Here is a 15,260-nt window from a genome sequence, read left to right on the forward strand (position 1 = left end):
CCTCATGAGCGGCGCCCCATGACAGGCTCGATGTCGGCGAACCCGTTCTGGGACTTTTCCCTGGCCGTCTACGGACGGCCGGGGGTGCCCGCCTGCTGTCTGGCCTTGCAGGACCGGCGCGGGGTGGACGTCAATGTCCTGCTGTTCGCCGCCTGGGCCGGGCTGGATTGCGGCATCCGCCTGTCCGCCGGGGACATTGCCCGCATCGACGGATCGGTGTCCGGCTGGCGCGATGAGATGGTGCGCCCACTGCGTGCCCTGCGCCGCCGCGCCAAGACGGAGGACGACGCCCTCTACCGCCGCATGAAGGCCGCGGAACTGGAGGCTGAGCGCGTCCAGCAGGACCGCCTGTTCGCCGCCGGCGGGTTCCTGCCGCAGCCGGGCGGCAGCGTGGAACTGGCCGCCGCCAACATGGCGCTGCTGGTGCCGGGCGGCGACCCGGCGCTGGACGAACTGGTCGGGGTGCTGAGTTAGACCGCCTACCTGTTCAGAATCAGCTCGTCCGGATTGCGGGTGACGTTCGACACCAGCACCGGCTTGCCCGCATAGAAGGCGCTGCAGCGCTTGCCGCTGACCAGACGGGTCAGCGCCGCTTCCCACTCGCGCCCCTTGGGGCCGATGATGCGCAGTTTCAGCTGGTCGACCAGCGGGACGACCTTGAAGGACTCGATCTCGATCGGCTCGGCGCTGGTGGTGGTGAAGACATCCTGCTTCAGCGTCAGGGTCTTGCCGTTGATCTCCAGCGTCACGTCCTGCGCCCACGGGCAGCCGTTCGACTTGGCGCCTTCGTTGGCTTGCGCGGCAGCGATCCCGGAGCCCAGCAACAGGGCGGCGGCGAGAGCGACCCGGTGGAGGCCGGATTGGCCCCGGCGGAAGCCGGATTGGCAAAGTGCCCGGATTGGGCGGGAGTTCATGATCCGCTCCTCAGGAGTGCGGCGCGGACAATAGCGATGCGTCAGCCTCATGACAATCCAGGGAAAATCCCGATTCTGTGACCGTTTGCGACGATTTCCGACCGTGCCCGGCTGGACCGGGGAGGGGATGCCGGGGCATGATCTGGGCCCCGGCAACGCGCCCGCCAACCCGCAAGAGTTCCGATGGTTACTTTGTCGCAGGCCCTGCTGATCGCCCTCGACCACCATCAGGCGGGCAGAGTGGCGGAGGCGGAGGACATCTATCGCCGAATCCTCGACGCCGATCCGGAACATGCCGATGCCATGGAACTGCTGGGCGTGCTCGCCGCCCAGACCGGCCGCCTCGGCTTGGCTGGGCGCATCCTGCGCTTTGCGGTAGCGTTGCGTCCCGACGGCGCCGGCGGCCTTTCCAACCTCGCCGGGGTGGAGCAGTCGGCCGCTGCATTGGACAATGCCGTGCGGCTCTATGGCCGGGCGTTGCGTCTCATGCCCGACCTTGCCGACGCCCACGCCAGCCGTGCCGGTGCCCTGCGCCGGCTGGGGCGAATGGAGGCGGCGCTGCTCGCCACCGCCGAGGCGCTGGCCCTGGCGCCCGGCCATGCCGACGCGCTGGCGAACCGGGCCGCCGCCCTGCTGTCGTCCGGAGACTCCTCGGCGGCCGAGCGTTGTGCCCGCCGCTCGCTCCGCCTGAACGCCCGCTCCGCCGTCGCGCACGCGACCCTGGCCGCAGCGCTCGCCGCGCAACGCCGTTGGGCGGAGGCGGAGTCCGCCGCCCGCGATTCGCTGGCGCTCGACCGAAATGCCGGCGAGGCGTGGGAGGTGCTGGGCGCCGTCCTGGCCAAGCTCGGCCGCTTCCCGGAGTCGCTTGAGAGCTTCACGGTAGCCGAACGGCTGCGGCCCGGCCCCTCGACAAATTCATCGCTGTATGCGGCCCGCGGCACCGCCCTGATCGCCATGGCCCGCCCGGCGGAGGCGGCTGCCGACTTCGAGCGCGCCCTGGCCGACCGGCCGCAGGATGCCGGCCTGCATTGGAATCTCGGCTTTGCCCGCTTGATGGCCGGCGATTACGCGCGCGGCTGGCCGGAGTTCGACTGGCGCCGCCACGACGACCGCGCCGAACCGCCCTGGCGCCGCTTCGCCCAGCCGACATGGCGCGGCGAGCCGCTGAACGGCCGGACCATCCTGCTCTATGCCGAACAGGGGTTGGGCGACACGCTGCAATTCCTGCGCTATGTCCCATTGGTGGCGGCCCGCGGCGGCCGGGTGGTTCTGGAGGTGCAGCGCCCCCTGCTGCCCCTGCTGGAGCCGATGCCGGGCGTGGAGGGGGCGGCGCAGGTCATCGCCCGCGGCGACCCGTTGCCGCCCTTCGACCTCGAATGCCCGCTGATGAGCCTGCCGCGCGCCTTCGCCACCGTCGTGGACTGCGTGCCGGCCGATATCCCCTATCTGCGTCCCGATCTTCTGCGTGTCGGCCGCTGGCGCGACCGGCTGGGGGCGCATGGCGCGATGCGCGTCGGGCTCGTCTGGGCCGGCAACCCGCGCTTTCCCGGCGACGAGGAGCGCTCACCCAGGCTGGCCGGCCTGCGCGGGCTGCTCGACGTGCCGGGCTGCCGCTTCTACGGTTTGCAGATGGGGCCGGGGCGCGCCGACCTCGCCGACGCCGTCCTGCCGGGCAGCTTCACAGACCTGGGGCCGGAGATCGGCGACTTCGCCGATACTGCGGCGATCATGGCCAACCTCGACCTCGTGGTGTCGTCCTGCACCGGGCCGGCCCATCTGGCCGGGGCGCTCGGCGTGCCGACGTGGCTGGCACTGCCCTTTTCGCCCGACTGGCGCTGGCTGACCGGCGGCGACGACAGCCCGTGGTATCCGACCGCCCGCCTGTTCCGGCAGCCGGCACCCGGCGACTGGCCGTCGGTCGCCGGGCACATGGCTGCCGAACTGGCGGCGCTGGCTCAGCGTTTCAGGCCGTTGCCGTAGCGCGAGCAGTCGTAATCGTCGGTCCCGGCCTCTGCCCGACCGCCGTTGGAGGTGTTGTAGCGCGGATCGTCGCAGCGGCCGTTGCGGGCGTAGGACGAATCGGAACTCCCCGACCCGAACAGCCCGCCGCCGCTGCCGCCGAACAGGCCGCCGCCACTGCCGCTGCTGCTGGTCTGGTTGCAGGCGGCGAGCGCCAGCGGCACGGCGGCGATGATAAGGACTCGAAGCGCGGTCTTCATGGCATTCCCTTCCCGGTTGGTGGTGGCGAAGAAAAAGCGTTCCTTCGCCTTCAACAGGGCAGGGCGCCGATAAATTCCCGCGTCTGCGCTTCGCTCGATCTTTACTCGAACGGCTGGAACAGGCGCGTGGTGGGATTGATCGCCCACATTTCGCCCGTCTGGATGTCGAACCACCAGCCATGGATGTTCAGCGTGCCTGCTTCCACTCCTTCGCGCACGAAGGGGAAGGTCATCAGGTTGTCGACAGACGCGCGGACCGCCGCCCGCTCGATCACTGCCGGGGTGTCCTGTAGCTTTTCCGCATCGGCCCGTGCCTGTTCGGAGCCTTCCGGCCCGACATAGGGGTCGAGCGCCGAACCGGCGATGGACACCCAGGGCGAAATGAAATCGTCCTCCGACTTCTGGCCTGCGCGCAGCCGGATCAGGCCCTGGATGCCGCCGCACTGGGCATGGCCCAGCACGATGATCTCCGACACCTTCAGCGACTTGACCGCGTATTCGATGGCGGCCGAGGTGCCGTGATAGGCGCCGTCGGGCTGATAGGGCGGGACGAGGTTGGCGACGTTGCGCACGACGAACAACTCGCCCGGTTCGGCGGTGGTCAGCAGGGCGGGATCGACCCGACTGTCGGAACAGCCGATCACCAGAACCTCCGGGTGCTGCCCTTCGGTCACCAGTTGCCGCATGCTGTCGGGCCGGCGTTCGTAGTAACGGGCGCGGAAGGACTTGATGCCGGCCAGAAGCTGGCGGATGGGCTCGCTCGGTTTGCTGCTGAAGGGCATGGTCGGCCTGTTCCCGTTGCTGCCGGCCGGCGGCGTTGCCGGCTCCGCGTCATGATTCATTGACAGCGGTATAACGGCATTGCGCCCGCGCACCAAGCCGCCAGTTGCGTGGTGCCGCAACAAGCCGTTCGCGGCGTTGGCCGGTCAGGCCTCCGCCGGCCGTTCGCCCCACCGCCGCAGGTTGCCGGCGTCCAGTCCGAACAGGTCCAGCACCCGCCCCACCGAATGGTCGACCAGATCGTCGATGCTCTGTGGCTTGGCATAAAAGGCGGGGACCGGCGGCGCGATCACCGCGCCCATTTCGGCCAGCGCGGTCATGGTGCGCAGATGGCCCAGATGCAGCGGCGTCTCCCGCACCATCAGCACCAGCCGTCGCCGCTCCTTCAGCGCCACGTCGGCCGCCCGCGTCAGCAGGGTGGAGGTGACGCCGCTGGCGATCTCGCTCATCGTGCGGACGGAGCAGGGAGCGACCACCATGCCCAGCGTGCGGAAGCTGCCGCTGGACACCGCTGCGCCGATGTCGGCGGCGGCATAGCTGACATCGGCCAGCGCCCGCAGCTCCGCCACCTTCATGCTGGTTTCATGCGCCAGCGTGACCTCGGCGGAGCGGTTGACGACCAGATGCGATTCGACGCCGATCCGCCGCAGCGTCTGCAGCATGCGGATGCCATAGATCACCCCCGACGCGCCGCTGATGCCGACGACGAGCCGGGGCGGAGAGCTGGTGGGATCATCGGTCATGGCGGGCTTCTATGCTCTCATCAAGCGGCATTCCCTCTCCCGGGGCTCTCAGCGGATCTTCGATCCGTCTGACGCCGTCAGCACAAACGAAGTTTGTGCGAGAGGCGGGAGAGGGATACTCACCCTCAGTGCGCGTCTTCCTGTTCGGAATAGCGGTCGTCGTCGCGGTTCTCGCCATAGAAGTCCTCGGCGGCTTCCTCCGGCGGGCGGGGCACGCCACCGCGGCGGATGGCCAGCGCCAGTGCTTCTTCCAGTTCGCGCTGCGAGCAGAGGCCCAGCATCACCGGGCCGCGCGGCTTGATGTTGGCGACGTTCCAGTGGGTGCGGTCGCGCACCGCGGCGATGGTCGGCTTGGTGGTGCCGATCAGGCGGCAGATCTGGGCGTCCGACAGCTCCGGATGGTGCTTCAGCAACCAGGCGATGGCGTCGGGCTTGTCGCCGCGCTTGGTGATCGGGGTATAGCGCGGGCCCTTGGACCGGGAAGCGACCTGCGGCAGGTCGGCGACCAGAAGCTTCAGGCGCAGATCCTGATTCTTCTCGCAGCGTTCGATTTCCTGCTTGGTCAGCTGGCCGTTGGCGATGGGGTCCAGCCCCACCATGCCGACCGCGACCTCGCCGTCGGCGATGGCCTGGACTTCCAGCGAATGCATGCCGCAGAAGGCGGCGATCTGCTCGAAGGACAAGGACGTGTTCTCGACCAGCCAGACGGCTGTCGCTTTCGGCATCAAGGGCAGTGCCATCATCCCTCCTGACAAACTCTTCACCGGTCGCACCCGCTGGCGGGTGGTGCGGCCGGTCGTTCGAACTGGTTATGCGGTGCGGGGGCGGCTTCGCGACCCCGGGGCGGCCGCCCCATTCTCGTCACCACGATATAGGGCGAATACCGGTCCGCGTAAGCATGCTTGCGCAGGCGCACCGGGAAATCCCGGCCGCCCGCTCGCCTCTGCTAACCTGTCTTGCCGGTCGATGGCAAGCCCGACGGCGCGGATGTGACGAAGAAAAGCGCAAAATCAGGCGGCGTCCGGCCCGACCGTCAGCACGATCTTGCCGATATGCGCGCTGCTTTCCATCAGCCGGTGCGCCTCGTCCGCCTGTTCCAGTGGGAATGTGCTGTGAATCTGCGGCCTGATGCCGCCGGACTCCAGCAGCGGCCAGACATGCTCGCGGAGCGCCGCGGCGATGCGGCCCTTCTCCGCCACCGGTCGGGCGCGCAGGGTCGATCCGGTCAGGGTCAGCCGCTTGGTCATCACCGGGGCCATGTTCAGCGACACCTTCGCCCCCTGCAGGAAGGCGATGGAAACGTGGCGGCCGTCCACCGCCATGATGTCGATGTCGCGGGCGATGTAATCGCCGCCGACCATGTCGAGCACGACGTCGACGCCGCGCCCGCCGGTCGCCTCGCGGATCACCGCGACGAAATCCTCGGTCTTGTAGTTGATGGCGCGGTCGGCCCCCAGTTCCTCGCAGGCGCGGCACTTGTCGTCGCTGCCGGCGGTGGTGAACACCGTGGCGCCGAAGGCCTTGGCCAGCTGGATGGCGGTGGTGCCGATGCCGCTCGACCCGCCATGGATCAGCAGGGTCTCGCCGCGCTTCAGCGCGCCGCGCTCGAACACGTTGGTCCAGACGGTGAAGAAGGTCTCCGGCACCGCCGCCGCCTCGACCATCGACAGCGGGGCGGGGACGGGCAGGGCCTGCACCGCCGGCACCACGCAATATTCGGCATAGCCGCCGCCGGCCACCAGCGCGCAGACCTTGTCGCCGCTGGCCCAGTTCTCCACCCCCTCGCCGATGGCGATCACCGTGCCGGACAGCTCCAGCCCAGGAAGGTCGGACGCGCCCGGCGGCGGGTCGTAGCGGCCCTGGCGTTGCAGTGTATCGGGGCGGTTCACCCCGGCGGCGGCGACCTCCACCAGGATCTCGCCGGGACCGGGCACCGGCGCCGGGCGGCGGGTCGGGCGCAGCACCTCCGGTCCTCCGGGCTGGGTGATCTCGACGCATCGCATGCTGTCGGGCAGGCTCAAGCCCATGGCGGTCGTCCCTTCCATTTTTGTCTGTCCGTTCCGGCGCCTGACGGCACCGGCACGTTGGCATTGTCCGGTGCGAAAGGTAGATTTGCCGGACCGGCCTGACAAGGCGAACCACGCGGCAGGGGAGGGACCCACAGCATGGCCATCGACGACCGTTTCGAGGATCTGGAGCCGCGCAAGGCCAAGCCGGCGCCCAAGGACCTGACCGTGATGGGCGTGGCCGAGATCGAGGCCTACATCGCCACGCTGGAGGCGGAGATCGACCGCGCCCGCGCCGCCATTGCCGCCAAACAGGCGCAGAAATCGGCGGCGGAAGCGTTCTTCAGGAAGGGCTGAGGCGCCAAAGGAAAAGGCCCTTCCCGCCGGGGGGAAGGGCCTTGAATTCCAAGTGTCTGTCTTACCGCCCGATGCCGACCAGATCGCGGTAGCAGTGCCACGACGCGTGCCCGATCACCGGCAGGGCGATCGCCAGCCCGAGAAAGGCGGTGACCATCCCGGCGCTCATGAACAGGGCGATCAGGAAGGCCCAGGCGATCATCGGCTTGATGTTGGCGCGCACCACGGCGATGCTGGTCGCCATGGCGGTGAAGACGTCGGTCTCGCGGTCCAGCAGCATCGGCACCGACACCACGGCGATGGAGAACACCGCAGTGGCGATTATTCCGCCGAACACGGTCCCGGTCAGCAGGAACGGAATGGTCTCCGCCGAGAAGAAGATGCGGTCGACCAACTGGTCCAGCGCCGGCGGCTCGCCGGAGAAGAACAGCGCGAAGATCAGGAAGGCGACGCGGATCCAGGCCAGCATCGCCAGCATCAGCACCAGACCGACTCCGGCGATCTGCACCCCGTTGCGGCGATAGGCCGCCACCACCTTGCCGAAGGTCGGCCGTTCCCCCAGCTCCAGCAGGCGGCTGGTCTCGTACAGCCCGACCGCGAACAGCGGACCGACCAGCATGAAGCCCGCCGCCATCGGCAGCAGGAGATATTCCATGTCCAGCATCGCCAGTCCGACCACCAGGACCAGGCTGGAGATCACCGCCAGCGCGCCATAGGCGAAGCTGATTGCCGGTGCCGCCATCATGTCCTGCCAAGCCGACGACAGCCAAACCCACGGACGGTCAATCTCGACCGTCCGGATCGGCGGCAGCCAAGCGGGAGTATGGCCGGGGGTGTGCGTCTGTGGCGATTGAACCGATCCGCGAAACGACGTCATGTCGACCATGTTGACGGCCCTCCCCATGAACCAAGGACAGCGCCCGCCGGCGCTCATGGAGGCACTCTCACACAGTCGCTCTGATAGTCGCAATAGGGAACTATCGGCATACCAAATAGTAACAAATCAGCTGAGGTTATTCCGACTCCCAAGCTTGGTCTTTCCCGTCCTTTCGGTCGATGCCGTCACTCCTCGCCGTCAAGCTTATGTCCGTCCAAAGTCTGAGTTCTCCGCTCGGCTTCCTTGCGGTCGCGTTCCTTCTCCGCTTTGGTGCGGCCGAATCGGGCCCGATTCGCCTCGGCTTCCTTGGTGCGCTCGGCCTTGTCGCGGGTCTTGCGGAAACGATTGAGGTTGACCACGTCGCCCATGGCACGGTCTCCGGTGGCTGATTTCAATGGTTCGGGCGCCGCGCGGCCGGTCGGGGCGCTCGGCGGGCGGGAATTTTCGCGGAAAAAATTCGGGCCGGCCCCGACTTGGCCGTGGGATTGCCCAAATTGCTTGTTTCTTCTGCGGGCGCTAGCTTACCGAAGGACGGCGCGCACCGGAAGCGAACGGTGCGGCGGGTGGGGGAACGAGTCTTTGTATCGACGTGGCAAAGGGGCGCGGCCGACGACAAGGCCGGTCGCAGGGAAGGCGGAAACCCGGTGAAGAAGATCCTGATCGCTGCACTGGCCGGACTGGCGGTTCTGGCCGGCCTGCTGTTGGCGGCGCCTAGCCTTATCGACTGGAACGCCTACAAGGGCGCCATCGCCGAGCGGGTGTCGCAGGCGACCGGCCGGCAGGTGGAGTTGCATGGCGACGTCGGCTTCACGCTGCTGCCGTCGCCGGCCCTGACCGTGCGCGATGCCCGGCTCGCCAATGCCGCCGGAGCCGCCGAACCCGACATGGTGCGCCTGAAGAAGCTGGATGCCCGGGTGGCGCTCGGTCCCCTGCTGGGCGGGCGCATCCAGGTTGAGAGCATCGCGCTGGTCGAGCCCACCTTCGTGGTGGAGGTGCTGAAGGACGGCCGCATCAACTGGGACCTGTCCACCGCCGGCACCCGCGCCGGCGACGGTCTGGGCGCCGCCGAGGGGCTGGTCTCCGCCGTCAGCTTTGATCAGGTGATGATCGACAACGGCACCATCATCTACCGCGACGACCGCAACGGCCGGACCGAGACGGTCGAGAAGCTGAACGCCCGCATCGCCGCCGGCAGCCTGAACGGCCCCTTCCAGCTTCAGGGCGATTTCCGCCTGCGCGGCCTGTCCCTGCATGGCGAGGCGACCGCCGGCCGCTTCACCGAAGGGGCGGCGGTGCCGGTGCGCGCCACCCTGTCGATGCCCCACACCGACGCGACCCTGCGCTTCGCCGGCATCCTGACCGGCGGCGGGGCCGGCGGCGGGTCCAAGGTGCAGGGCGACCTGCGCGCCGAGGGCAGCGACTTTGCCAAGCTGGTGGACGCCCCCGCCTCCGGCTGGGCTCCCGCCGCGCTGAGCCAGTCCTTCGGCCTGCGCGCGACGGTGGAGGCGGGGACCAGCCTTGCCACCTTCTCGGGCCTGGAAGCGCAACTGGGCGACACGCGGGCCACCGGCAACGCCACGCTTCGCGCCGGCGACCCGGCCAAGCGCGAGATTCCGCGCACCGAACTGACCCTCGCCGTCAACCGGCTGGACCTGGATGCCTGGCTGGCCCAGGGCGGGCGCAACGGCACCGCGGCCGGCGGCGGCAGCGGCCGGGGCACCCCCGCTCCCGCCGCCGGCGCCACGGGCGCCACGGGTGACAAGGCGCCGTTTCCGTCCTTCGCGCTGCCGACCGGCGTGGAGGCGAAGTTGGACGTCGCCATCGACGCCATCGGCTACAACCGCGGCGTGGTTCGCCAGGGCCGGGTCGAGGCAAGCCTGTCCGCCGGGCGGCTCAACATCGACCGGGTCAGCGCGCTGCTGCCCGGCGGTTCCGACTTCGTCGCGGCGGGCGAGGTGACGACGCCGGGCGGGCAGCCGACGCTCGACCTGCGGATGGAGGCGAATGCCGACAACCTGCGCGCCCTGCTGGAGTGGGCGAAGCTCGATCCGCGCGGCGTCCCGGCCGACCGGCTGCGCCGCGCCTCGCTGTCGGCCCGGCTGCAGGGCCATGCCGACCGCTTCGAACTGTCGGGCCTGGATTTCCGCTTCGACAGCAGCCGGCTCAGCGGCGCCGTCGCCTATGTCGACCGCGGCCGGCCGGCCTTCGGCGCGCGGCTGGAGCTGGACCGCCTGAACCTGGACGGCTATCTGCCGGCCGATCCCGCCCCCACGCAGCCCACACCCCAAACCCAGCCCGCTCCGCGCCCCACCGCATCCGACAGCGGCCAGACCCCGCAGCGGCTGCTCGGCCTTGCCGACGCCAACCTCGATCTGCGGGTCGGCCAGCTGACGGTCGGCGGCCTGCCGGTCCAGGGGATTCATCTCGACGCCACGGTCGCGTCCGGCGCGCTGACGGTGCGCGAGGCCAAGGTGGACGACGTCGCCGGCCTGCAGGCGCGGATCGACGGGCAGGTCGCCAGCCTGATCCCGCTGCGCGGCGTCAACCTCGCCCTGGCGGCGCAGGCGCAGTCGCTCGGAGGCCTGCCCAGCGCCGTGTCCTGGCCACCCGGCCTGCCGGTGCCGGAACGCCTGGGCGCGGTCAGCGTCAAGGCACGGCTGGCCGGCGACGGCGAGCGGCTGGCGGTGGAGGCTTCGGCCGGCATGCTCGGCGGCACGGTCGACGCCGGCGGCGCCCTGCTCGGCCTCGACCGCAAGCCCGAAGCCGACCTGAAGCTGCGCGTCACCCATCAGGAGATGGGACGCATCGCCGCCCTGTTCACCGACAGCGGCCTTGCCCGCGCCTATGGCCCGCTGGACCTCTATGGCGAGCTGTCGGGCAATGCGGCATCCCCCGTCCTGAAGAACCTCCAGGGGCTGGTCGCCGGCATCCCCGTGCGCGGCAAGCTGACCCTCGACCGCAAGTCGGAGCGGACCGTCTTCCAGGCCGACATCCAGACCGGCGACCTCGATCTCGACCGGCTGCGCAATGCGCCGCTGGTCGGCGACGGCGCCGGCCGCTCCACGACCGCCGCCGCCGATCCCGCCGACCTGCCGCCCGCCGACCCGTTTTCGGACCTCGGCTGGATGCGGTCGCTGGACGGGCGGCTCGCCCTGACCTCCACCTCCCTGACGGTGGCTGGGCAGCGCATCGTCCAGCCGGCGCTGCGCGCGACCCTGGACAACGGCATCGCGACCCTGGAGCAGCTGGACGGCGAATGGCAGGGTGGGCAGATTGGCCTCAGCGGCCGGCTCGCCGCCGCGCCGGGGCAGGCGCCGAAGCTCGACGCCGACCTCACCGTCATCAAGGCCGACATGGGCGGCGCGCTGTCCGGCTTCGCCGGGCTTGGCCTCAGCGGCGGCACCGTCGATCTCGACGTGACCCTTTCGGGCAGCGGCCGTGGCGACGCGTTGCTGCGCAGCCTGACCGGCCGGGGCCGGGCGGTGGCGTCGGGCGGCGTGCTGCGCGGCGTCGACCTCGCAGCATTGCGCAGCCGTCTCGCCGGGGCCGAGCGCACGCAGGAGGTGCTGGGCGCCGTCGCCGGCGCGCTGCAGGGCGGCGAGACCAAGCTGGACCGGCTGGACGCCCGCTTCGCCATCGACAGGGGAGTGATCCGCACCGAGGACGCCCGCCTGACCACCGCGCCGGCGGACGGCACGCTGACCGGCACGGTCTCCCTTCCCGACGAACGGGTGGATCTGGGACTGGCGCTGGCGGTGAAGGCGGACGGCGATCTGCCGCCGCTGACGCTGCGCATGGCAGGTCCCTGGTCCGCGCCGAACCAGACGCTGGACCTGAAGGCCCTGCGTGACCACTTCAACGCAGCCGCGCCCGGCAAATAAGGCCCGACCGAAACCACGTCCCATCCACACGGGCCCACCTACGGGCCACGGGCGTTCCAAGGGCGTTGAAGTCGCGGCGTGTGGCGTCCATAATGAACGAACGGTAACCGGAAGTCAGAGCGATGCAGGTGGACAACAGGATTTTGGACGACCTCGCCCGTGTGGCAGGTGGCGCGCTCGGCGCCTTCTCGTCCTTGCGCGAAGAGGCCGAAGGCCAACTGCGGGCCCAGCTCGAACGGGTTCTGTCACGGATGGACGTCGTCAGCCGCGAGGAGTACGAGGCTGTCCGCGCAATGGCTGCCAAGGCCCGCGAGGAGCAGGAGGCGATGGCCGAGCGGCTTGCCGCGCTGGAGGCCACCGTTGCATCGCTGAGCGCCGCGAAGGCACCGCAGCCGGTCTCGGCCGGTTCCGAGCCCACCGCCGCAGGCGAGGACAAGCCCGACACCACGGCCTCCCCGGCACCCTGAGCGATAGCGCCGCCGCACCTACAGGGACCCTTCCTCCCGTCGACACGCGCGGTCATCCCGCGGCGCGTGTCGACGGGAGGGGCGGTCTGCGGCAGCGCCAAGACCGGCCTCGGCCCAGCCCGCCTTTTCATCATCTTCGGGGTATTGCCCCGGACCGCGCGCCAACGCCGGCGCGTCGCTTCGGTCCGGGTGAACGGTACCGCCCATAGCGCCTTCACAGGAGGACGCGCACATGTCGGCAGTCGCCGTAGAGACCACCACTTCCGCCCACAATCCGCTCGACGTGGTCGAGGAGATCGTCACCGCCAACGAATGGCCCTTCGACCGCGCCACCGAGGACGAGCTGGTCGTCGAGATCGGCGGGCGCTGGTGCGATTACCGGCTTTATTTCGTCTGGCAGCCGGACGTCAGCGCGATGCAGTTCTCCTGCCAGTTCGACATGAAGGTCCAGGCCGCCCGCCGCACCGCCGTCGCCGAACTGCTGGCCGAGGTCAACGGCCGGATGTGGCTCGGCCATTTCGACGTCTGCTCCGAGGAGCACACGCCGATGTTCCGCCAGACCATGCTGCTGCGGGGTTCGCGCGGCGCCGCGGTGGAACAGCTCGAGGATCTGGTGGAGATCGCCCTGTCGGAGTGCGAGCGCTTCTATCCCGCGTTCCAGTTCGTGATCTGGGGAGGGAAATCGGCGCCGGAGGCGGTGTCCGCCGCCATTCTCGACACCATGGGCGAAGCGTAAAAGACAAGAAGCCTGAGCGAGGGGAGAGGTCACGGTCATGACGGCGGAATCGGGTGCGTCGCTGCTGCTGGTCGGTTGCGGGAAGATGGGCGGGGCGATGCTGGACGGTTGGCTAGCCGCCGGGACCGCGTCGCGCGTCGTGGTGGTCGACCGCGCCGGCCTGCCGCAGTCGGTGGCGGGCGACGCCCGCGTCACCCCGGCAACCGGTGCCGACTCCCTGCCGGACGGCTTCGTACCCGACGTGATCGTCCTGGCGGTCAAGCCGCAGGTGATGGAGGACGCGCTGCCGTCCTACCGCGCCCTGGTCCGCCCCGGCACCGTCTTCCTGTCGATCGCCGCCGGCAAGACCATCGCTTATTTCGAGCGTCTGCTGGGGGAGGGGGCGGTCGTCGTCCGCTCCATGCCCAACACGCCGGCCGCCATCGGTCGCGGCATGACCGTCGCCGTTCCGAACTCCCGTGTCAGCGCCGCCCAGCGCGATCTGTCCGACCGCCTGCTGCGCGCAGTCGGCGACGTCGCGTGGGTGGATGACGAGGGGCTTCTCGACCCCGTCACCGCCGTGTCCGGCAGCGGACCGGCCTATGTCTTCTTCCTGGTCGAGGCGATGGCCAAGGCCGGCGAGGCCGCCGGTCTGCCCGCCGGTCTGGCGATGCGGCTGGCCCGCGCCACCGTGTCGGGGGCCGGCGCCCTGCTCGACGCTTCGCCCCAGCAGGAGGCCGCCGACCTGCGCAAGGCGGTGACCAGCCCCAACGGCACCACGCAGGCCGCCCTTGAGGTGCTGATGGCCGATGACGGTTTGCAGCCGGTGATGACCGCCGCCATCGCCGCCGCCACCCGGCGGTCGCGCGAGCTGGCCGGTTGAGAGGGTGCCGCCATGACCACCCTCAGCCCCTCCGCCGCCCGCGTCCAGGCACTGCTGGACTGCATCGGCCTCGGCCATCGTGTGATCGAGCATGAAGGCAGCACCCGCACCTCTGAGGACGCCGCCAATTCCGTCGGCTGCGAGGTGGCGCAGATCGCCAAATCGCTGATCTTCCGCACCAAGGAGACCGGCCGTCCGGTCCTGGTCGTCGCCAGCGGCGCCAATCGGGTGGACGAGAAGGCGGTCGGCCGTCTGATCGGCGAGAAGATCGAGCGCGCCGACCCGGAGTTCGTGCGCGAGTCGACCGGCTTCGCCATCGGCGGCGTTCCGCCCATCGGTCATGCCGTCCCGCCTCTGGTGCTGATCGACGACGACCTGCTGCGGCTGGAAACCATCTGGGCCGCCGCCGGCACCCCCAACGCCGTCTTCCGCCTGACCCCCGCCGATCTGGTCAGCATGACCGGCGGCCGGGTGGAGACCGTGCGCAAGGCATAACTGAAGGGGTGGACGGGTGACGTTCGCCCGTCCGCACACCACCTTATCAGGCGATCCCTGTCGCCTGGAGGTGGTGCCATGTCCGACATGTCGTCCGACAAGCCTGAAGACAACAGCTTCCGCTCAGACCCCGCCCGGGATTTTGCGGACCCCGACGCCCTTGACCGTGCCGTGGCATCGGCGGCGATGGGGCTGGCGGCCGAGAAAGGCTGGCGCCACGTCAGCCTGCTGGAGGTCGCGCACACCGCCGGCATCCCGCTGTCGCGCTTCCATCACCGCTATCGTGGGCGCGCCGACCTGCTGGCGGCGGTGTCGCGGGTTGCCGATGAAACCGTCCTTGCCGGCGATATCGCCGCCGATCCGACCGAATCGGCGCGCGACCGGCTGTTCGACGTGATGATGCGCCGCTTCGACGCTCTGCGCCCCTTCCGCGACGGTCTGCGGTCGGTGGTGCGCGACCTGCCGGCCGATCCCGCGACGGCGCTGGCCTTCTCCTGCGCCTTCGGCCGTTCCATGGCCTGGATGCTGCGCGCCGCCGGGATCGACCCGGACCAGCGCGGCGGCGCGGCACTGGTCGCCGGCCTCGGAACCGTCCATGCGCGGGTGATGCGTGTGTTCCTGAACGACGACACCGCCGACCTGTCGCGCACCATGGCGGCGCTGGACAACGCGCTGCGCGGGGCGGAGCGCTGGGGCGCGACCTTCTGCCGCTGGACCAAGCGGCGCGGTCCGCTGCACCGGTCGTCGGGAACAGAGTCCATGTCGTCAGGCATTTAGCGACGTGCTGGAGTTCCGCGGCGGGGGCTTTCTCCCGCCAAGGTTATGCTGCGGCGCAAAAAACCGCATTGACTAACTTTTCGGCACTCTGCATAGTCGGCATCTGTAATGTTGCGACGCAACATGTCCGTATACAGATGCGGGCA

17 protein-coding genes are annotated in these 15,260 nt (G+C 69.8%); 9 read left to right on the forward strand and 8 right to left on the reverse strand.

Annotated elements, in window-relative coordinates; all coding sequences use genetic code 11:
- Window positions 1-18: 18 nt before the first annotated feature.
- Complete coding sequence (locus FZ938_RS10810) at window positions 19-474, forward strand: TIGR02444 family protein (protein WP_246457393.1); 456 nt, start codon at window positions 19-21, stop codon at window positions 472-474.
- Window positions 475-479: 5 nt separating this feature from the next.
- On the opposite strand, the gene FZ938_RS10815 is transcribed toward FZ938_RS10810, so the two are convergent.
- On the reverse strand, window positions 480-914 hold the full coding sequence (locus tag FZ938_RS10815; RefSeq protein WP_149198479.1) for a hypothetical protein: 435 nt from the start codon (window positions 912-914) through the stop codon (window positions 480-482).
- A gap of 183 nt (window positions 915-1,097) precedes the next feature.
- On the opposite strand from FZ938_RS10815, the gene FZ938_RS10820 reads away from it, so the two are divergent.
- Entirely contained in the window at window positions 1,098-2,894 is a 1,797-nt protein-coding gene (locus FZ938_RS10820) for a tetratricopeptide repeat protein (RefSeq protein WP_149198480.1), read from the forward strand.
- Here FZ938_RS10820 and FZ938_RS10825 read toward each other — a convergent pair.
- The 5 genes from FZ938_RS10825 to FZ938_RS10845 form a co-directional block, all read right to left on the reverse strand.
- Window positions 2,870-3,133: a hypothetical protein gene (locus tag FZ938_RS10825; RefSeq protein WP_149198481.1), complete on the reverse strand. Its 264-nt coding sequence runs from the start codon at window positions 3,131-3,133 to the stop codon at window positions 2,870-2,872. The two genes, FZ938_RS10820 and FZ938_RS10825, sit on opposite strands and share 25 nt — an antisense overlap.
- 101 nt (window positions 3,134-3,234) lie before the next feature.
- Window positions 3,235-3,915, reverse strand: coding sequence for a carbonic anhydrase (locus FZ938_RS10830; RefSeq protein ID WP_149198482.1), 681 nt, complete (start codon window positions 3,913-3,915; stop codon window positions 3,235-3,237).
- 144 nt (window positions 3,916-4,059) lie between these two features.
- Window positions 4,060-4,656 (reverse strand): UbiX family flavin prenyltransferase, encoded by a 597-nt coding sequence (locus tag FZ938_RS10835; RefSeq protein ID WP_149198483.1) that lies wholly within the window; start codon window positions 4,654-4,656, stop codon window positions 4,060-4,062.
- 125 nt (window positions 4,657-4,781) lie between these two features.
- Window positions 4,782-5,396 carry a DUF1013 domain-containing protein gene (locus FZ938_RS10840; protein WP_109073098.1) on the reverse strand — a complete coding sequence of 205 codons (615 nt, stop codon included), beginning with the start codon at window positions 5,394-5,396 and terminating at the stop codon, window positions 4,782-4,784.
- A gap of 270 nt (window positions 5,397-5,666) precedes the next feature.
- On the reverse strand, window positions 5,667-6,683 hold the full coding sequence (locus FZ938_RS10845; RefSeq protein WP_149198630.1) for an NAD(P)H-quinone oxidoreductase: 1,017 nt from the start codon (window positions 6,681-6,683) through the stop codon (window positions 5,667-5,669).
- 138 nt (window positions 6,684-6,821) lie between these two features.
- Between FZ938_RS10845 and FZ938_RS10850 the strand changes: the two genes are divergently transcribed.
- On the forward strand, window positions 6,822-7,019 hold the full coding sequence (locus FZ938_RS10850; protein WP_109073099.1) for a DUF1192 family protein: 198 nt from the start codon (window positions 6,822-6,824) through the stop codon (window positions 7,017-7,019).
- A 61-nt stretch (window positions 7,020-7,080) separates the two neighbouring features.
- On the opposite strand, the gene FZ938_RS10855 is transcribed toward FZ938_RS10850, so the two are convergent.
- Together FZ938_RS10855 and FZ938_RS10860 are read right to left on the reverse strand one after the other, a co-directional pair.
- Complete coding sequence (locus FZ938_RS10855) at window positions 7,081-7,905, reverse strand: DUF2189 domain-containing protein (RefSeq protein WP_246457395.1); 825 nt, start codon at window positions 7,903-7,905, stop codon at window positions 7,081-7,083.
- Between the two features lie 176 nt (window positions 7,906-8,081).
- A complete protein-coding gene (locus FZ938_RS10860) occupies window positions 8,082-8,264 on the reverse strand; it encodes a DUF4169 family protein (protein ID WP_149198485.1) in 183 nt (60 codons plus the stop codon).
- Window positions 8,265-8,540: 276 nt separating this feature from the next.
- On the opposite strand from FZ938_RS10860, the gene FZ938_RS10865 reads away from it, so the two are divergent.
- The 6 genes from FZ938_RS10865 (at window position 8,541) to FZ938_RS10890 (ending at window position 15,114) form a co-directional block, all read left to right on the forward strand.
- Window positions 8,541-11,777 carry an AsmA family protein gene (locus FZ938_RS10865; RefSeq protein WP_149198486.1) on the forward strand — a complete coding sequence of 1,079 codons (3,237 nt, stop codon included), beginning with the start codon at window positions 8,541-8,543 and terminating at the stop codon, window positions 11,775-11,777.
- 122 nt (window positions 11,778-11,899) lie between these two features.
- Window positions 11,900-12,244 carry an accessory factor UbiK family protein gene (locus FZ938_RS10870; protein ID WP_174757277.1) on the forward strand — a complete coding sequence of 115 codons (345 nt, stop codon included), beginning with the start codon at window positions 11,900-11,902 and terminating at the stop codon, window positions 12,242-12,244.
- 232 nt (window positions 12,245-12,476) lie between these two features.
- Entirely contained in the window at window positions 12,477-12,980 is a 504-nt protein-coding gene (locus tag FZ938_RS10875) for a type III secretion system chaperone family protein (RefSeq protein ID WP_111066289.1), read from the forward strand.
- A 37-nt stretch (window positions 12,981-13,017) separates the two neighbouring features.
- On the forward strand, window positions 13,018-13,842 hold the full coding sequence (gene proC, locus FZ938_RS10880; protein WP_149198487.1) for a pyrroline-5-carboxylate reductase: 825 nt from the start codon (window positions 13,018-13,020) through the stop codon (window positions 13,840-13,842).
- A gap of 12 nt (window positions 13,843-13,854) precedes the next feature.
- A complete protein-coding gene (locus FZ938_RS10885) occupies window positions 13,855-14,337 on the forward strand; it encodes a YbaK/EbsC family protein (protein ID WP_149198488.1) in 483 nt (160 codons plus the stop codon).
- Window positions 14,338-14,415: 78 nt separating this feature from the next.
- Complete coding sequence (locus FZ938_RS10890; RefSeq protein WP_149198489.1) at window positions 14,416-15,114, forward strand: TetR family transcriptional regulator; 699 nt, start codon at window positions 14,416-14,418, stop codon at window positions 15,112-15,114.
- Window positions 15,115-15,260: the final 146 nt, after the last annotated feature.

It is taken from the genome of Azospirillum oryzae (assembly GCF_008364795.1).
Taxonomy (GTDB): domain Bacteria; phylum Pseudomonadota; class Alphaproteobacteria; order Azospirillales; family Azospirillaceae; genus Azospirillum; species Azospirillum oryzae.

Excerpts from the sequence above, each read along its gene's own strand:
- FZ938_RS10820 (WP_149198480.1), top strand. The coding sequence starts at position 1,098 with ATGGTTACTTTGTCGCAGGCCCTGCTGATCGCCCTCGACCACCATCAG.
- FZ938_RS10870 (WP_174757277.1), top strand. The coding sequence starts at position 11,900 with ATGCAGGTGGACAACAGGATTTTGGACGACCTCGCCCGTGTGGCAGGT.
- FZ938_RS10860 (WP_149198485.1), bottom strand. The coding sequence starts at position 8,264 with ATGGGCGACGTGGTCAACCTCAATCGTTTCCGCAAGACCCGCGACAAG.
- FZ938_RS10840 (WP_109073098.1), bottom strand. The coding sequence starts at position 5,396 with ATGGCACTGCCCTTGATGCCGAAAGCGACAGCCGTCTGGCTGGTCGAG.
- FZ938_RS10845 (WP_149198630.1), bottom strand. The coding sequence starts at position 6,683 with ATGGGCTTGAGCCTGCCCGACAGCATGCGATGCGTCGAGATCACCCAG.
- FZ938_RS10890 (WP_149198489.1), top strand. The coding sequence starts at position 14,416 with ATGTCCGACATGTCGTCCGACAAGCCTGAAGACAACAGCTTCCGCTCA.
- FZ938_RS10850 (WP_109073099.1), top strand. The coding sequence starts at position 6,822 with ATGGCCATCGACGACCGTTTCGAGGATCTGGAGCCGCGCAAGGCCAAG.
- proC (WP_149198487.1), top strand. The coding sequence starts at position 13,018 with ATGACGGCGGAATCGGGTGCGTCGCTGCTGCTGGTCGGTTGCGGGAAG.
- FZ938_RS10855 (WP_246457395.1), bottom strand. The coding sequence starts at position 7,905 with ATGGTCGACATGACGTCGTTTCGCGGATCGGTTCAATCGCCACAGACG.
- FZ938_RS10875 (WP_111066289.1), top strand. The coding sequence starts at position 12,477 with ATGTCGGCAGTCGCCGTAGAGACCACCACTTCCGCCCACAATCCGCTC.
- FZ938_RS10835 (WP_149198483.1), bottom strand. The coding sequence starts at position 4,656 with ATGACCGATGATCCCACCAGCTCTCCGCCCCGGCTCGTCGTCGGCATC.
- FZ938_RS10815 (WP_149198479.1), bottom strand. The coding sequence starts at position 914 with ATGAACTCCCGCCCAATCCGGGCACTTTGCCAATCCGGCTTCCGCCGG.
- FZ938_RS10810 (WP_246457393.1), top strand. The coding sequence starts at position 19 with ATGACAGGCTCGATGTCGGCGAACCCGTTCTGGGACTTTTCCCTGGCC.
- FZ938_RS10825 (WP_149198481.1), bottom strand. The coding sequence starts at position 3,133 with ATGAAGACCGCGCTTCGAGTCCTTATCATCGCCGCCGTGCCGCTGGCG.
- FZ938_RS10830 (WP_149198482.1), bottom strand. The coding sequence starts at position 3,915 with ATGCCCTTCAGCAGCAAACCGAGCGAGCCCATCCGCCAGCTTCTGGCC.
- FZ938_RS10885 (WP_149198488.1), top strand. The coding sequence starts at position 13,855 with ATGACCACCCTCAGCCCCTCCGCCGCCCGCGTCCAGGCACTGCTGGAC.